The following is a 2900-nucleotide window of genomic DNA, read 5'->3' as shown; positions in this document are numbered from 1 at the left end:
ATGTCCGGCGCATAGCCCTGAATGAAATAGCTGTCGCGCGCGCAGCTCAGCAGGTGGCCGATCTCGCCGAGCCCCATCGCGTGATACATCTCCGCATAGCTGCAGCGATGCACGTCGTAGTCGTAGTGCGCGTCGTCCGCGCGCCGCACCTCGACGTCGAGCGCATCGTCCTTCTCCCACAGCACCTGCAGCGCGATGAACGACTTCACGCTCGTGCCGTCCGGCTCCTGCGCGGCGAACGTCCGGCCCGCGTCGACGGCCGCGCCGCGCACGGCCTCCGCGATCACGGCCTGCGCGCGCTCGGCGCCGAACTCGCGCTTCATGATCTCGTAGATCGGCTTGATGATTTCCGCTTCGATGCGGCGCCGCGCGAGGATCCCGAGGCGTGTGTCCTCGGGTGCGGCGGCGGATGTCGGGTGCGCTTCTGTCATGGGGATCGTCCTGGTTTTTTTGTCGTTTTGTCGTTTTGTCGTTACTTGGCCGCGGTGCGCGAGCCGCCGAGCACGTCGACGACGGCCCACTTGCCGCCGCGCACCTGGTAGATCGTGAAGGCCGGGTCCTTCAGGTTGCCTTCGGCGTCGAACGCGATGCGCCCGGTCACGCCGGGCCGCACGATCGCACGAACGGCCGCGACCAGCTTCGCCGGCTGGGTCGTGCCGGCCTTCTGCGCGGCCGCGATCAGCGTGGCGGCCGCGTCGTACGCGAACGGCGCATGCAGTTCGATCGGCGCGTGAAAGCGTGCCTGGTATTGCGTGTCGAACGCGTTGCCGCCCGGCATCCGGTCGAGCGGCAGGCCCGGTTCGAGCGCCGTCACGCCGTCGCCGTCCTTGCCGGCGAGCGACAGAAAGGTCTGACTCACGAAGCCGCCCGCACCGAGCAGCGGCGCGTTCACGCCGAGCTGGCGCATCCGGCGCGCGATCGGCGCGGCCTGCGCGTCGAGGCCGCCGAAGAACACGAGATCCGCGCGCTTGCCCTTGATCGCGGTCAGCACGCCGCTGAAGTCGGTCGTCTTGTCGTTCACGTACTGACGATCGACGATCGTGCCGCCGTTCGCCTGCACGCCCTTGATGAACTGGTCGGCCAGCCCCGCGCCGAACGACGTGCGATCGTCGAGCACCGCGATGCGCCTCGCCTTCAGCGTCTTCACCGCGTACGCACCGGTGAAGTGTCCACCTGCATCGTCGTGACCCATGATGCGGAACGCCGTCGCGTAGCCCTGCTGCGTGTATTGATGACCGGTGGAGGCCGGCGCGATCTGTGGAATGCCCGCATCGCGGTACACGCGCGACGCCGGCACGCTGCAGCCCGTGTTCCAGTGACCGACGACGCCGATCACGTGCTGGTCGACGAGTTGCTGCGCGACCGCGACGGCCGTGCGCGGGTCGGACTGATCGTCGGCCGCGACGAGCTTGTAGACGACCGGCTTGCCGCCGATGGTCGGATGCTTCGCGTTCGCGTCGTCGATCGCGAGTTGCGCGCCGTTCTGCAAGTCCTTGCCGATCCGCGCGGACGGGCCGGTGAGCGGCGCGGCGAGACCGATCAGGACCGTCTGCGGAGCGGACTGCGCGAACGCGGGAACGGTGGCGACCAGGGCGGCCGCGGAGAAGGCGAGATGGGTGGAAAAGAAAGCGATTTTCATGTGCGGGGACCGGTCAGTCGGATCAAAAAAACATGAAAAATATTAAATATTCGACACTCAAACCCCAAATACCCAATTATTGGATGCTTATGCCGTTCCCGACACATTAACGCACATCACTGTAAATAAAGGGTATTTTTATGTTGTCGCTTACTCTGATTTTTCGATAAAATTCGATACATGAAAAATATCGAACAGTTGCCGCACGATCCGCCGCTGCGCGCGGTGCGTGCGTTCGAAGCATTCGCGCGTCTCGGCTCGGTCACCGCGGCGGCGGGCGAACTCGACATCACACCGTCGGCGGTCAGCCATCAGTTACAACTGCTCGAGGCGTTCATCCAGACGCCGCTGACCGTGCGCGAAGGCCGGCTGCTCGCGCTCACGGACGAGGGACGCGACTACTACCGGTCGATCAGCGCGGCGTTCTCGGTGCTGCGCAGCGCCACACGCTTCGTGCGCGATCGTTCGTCGCTGCGCCAGATCACCGTCAGCCTGATTCCGCTGCTCGGCATCGGCTGGTTCATTCCGCGGCTGCATGCGTTCCTGGCCGACAACACCGATGTCGACGTCACGGTGCTGTACGCACATCACCGCAACTACCGAAGCGATGCGTCGGATCTGTCGATCCGCTTCGGCACCGGCGACTGGCCCGGCTACCGCTGCGAGCGGCTGCTGCCGGGCGCGATGGTGCCGATGTGCAGCCCGTCGTTCCTGAAGCGTCACGGGCCGTTCCGCACGCCGGCCGATCTCGCCCGCGCGCCGCTCGTGCATGACGAGGATCGCAGCACGTGGGTCAACTGGCTGCAGGGCGCCGGCGTGCGGCACGTATCGCACGCGGTGGGGCCGATGTTCGAGGACGGCCAGCTCACGCTGAGCGCCGCCCGCGCCGATCTCGGCGCCGCGCTGCTGCGCGCGCCGCTGGTCCAGCGCGAACTGGCGAACGGCGAGCTGGTGCAACTGTCCGATCACGCGCTGGACGACGGGCGTGATTACTACCTGTGCACGCGCGAGGACGCGGACATGCCGGACGGGGCGCGGCGGCTGGCGGAATGGTTGCGGGAGATGGCGGGGATTTGAGCGGGGCACCTTGCCGCGTCGACCTACCCAAGAGCCTTGCATGCTTTCAAGGCGGCATATATGATATGCATATCATATATCGGAGGTTGCCATGAGCCGGATTCTGGTCGATCTGTCGGATGGCCAACTCGACGAGTTGGCCGTCATCGTCGAGACTCAACACCGTCCCCGCGCCGCCATCATT

Annotated in this window: 3 protein-coding genes and 1 pseudogene; 2 read left to right on the top strand and 2 right to left on the bottom strand. The window is 65.9% G+C overall.

Annotated features, from left to right (window positions below):
• Both JMF90_RS31680 and JMF90_RS31675 read right to left on the bottom strand, forming a co-directional pair.
• The coding region (locus JMF90_RS31680) for an L-2-amino-thiazoline-4-carboxylic acid hydrolase (protein ID WP_201325909.1) at positions 1-431 on the bottom strand (431 nt) is incomplete at its 3' end.
• A 41-nt stretch (positions 432-472) separates the two neighbouring features.
• Positions 473-1639, bottom strand: coding sequence for a branched-chain amino acid ABC transporter substrate-binding protein (locus JMF90_RS31675; protein ID WP_011547969.1), 1167 nt, complete (start codon positions 1637-1639; stop codon positions 473-475).
• Between the two features lie 180 nt (positions 1640-1819).
• On the opposite strand from JMF90_RS31675, the gene JMF90_RS31670 reads away from it, so the two are divergent.
• Together JMF90_RS31670 and JMF90_RS31665 are read left to right on the top strand one after the other, a co-directional pair.
• On the top strand, positions 1820-2716 hold the full coding sequence (locus JMF90_RS31670) for a LysR substrate-binding domain-containing protein (RefSeq protein WP_011547970.1): 897 nt from the start codon (positions 1820-1822) through the stop codon (positions 2714-2716).
• 91 nt (positions 2717-2807) lie between these two features.
• Positions 2808-2900, top strand: a pseudogene (locus JMF90_RS31665) (CopG family transcriptional regulator); the annotation flags it as partial.

Origin of the sequence: Burkholderia sp. E168m23 (genome assembly GCF_016586125.1) — a bacterium.
GTDB lineage: Bacteria > Pseudomonadota > Gammaproteobacteria > Burkholderiales > Burkholderiaceae > Burkholderia > Burkholderia orbicola.
This window is presented reverse-complemented; position numbering and strand designations above follow the sequence as displayed.